Source organism: Sphingomonas sp. 10B4 (assembly GCF_035019905.1).
Taxonomy (GTDB): domain Bacteria; phylum Pseudomonadota; class Alphaproteobacteria; order Sphingomonadales; family Sphingomonadaceae; genus Sphingomonas; species Sphingomonas glacialis.
Window position 1 is genome coordinate 1 of sequence record NZ_JASJVC010000400.1, and the last position, 259, is coordinate 259.

Genomic DNA, 259 nt, shown 5'->3' on the forward strand with positions numbered 1-259 from the left:
TCGCTGGACTGCGACGCACCATCCTTTCACTGCACCAAAAGATGGCCATGAAGATTTCATGGAAACTGATCCGGGCAAGTGCATCGCCAAAGCCTACGATATGGTCTTGAATGGTTGGGAATTGGGCGGCGGTTCTGTCCGTATCCATCGCGCCGATGTACAAAGCAAAGTATTCCGTGCATTGAAGATTGACGACGCAGAAGCGCAACTCAAGTTTGGTTTCTTGCTGGATGCCTTGCAATACGGCGCGCCTCCGCAT

General features: G+C 52.1%; 1 protein-coding gene. It reads left to right on the top strand.

Annotated elements, in window-relative coordinates; genetic code table 11:
* Nucleotides 1-259 (top strand): amino acid--tRNA ligase-related protein (locus tag QN347_RS20255; protein ID WP_323494469.1); only part of this gene is annotated, 259 nt, incomplete at both ends.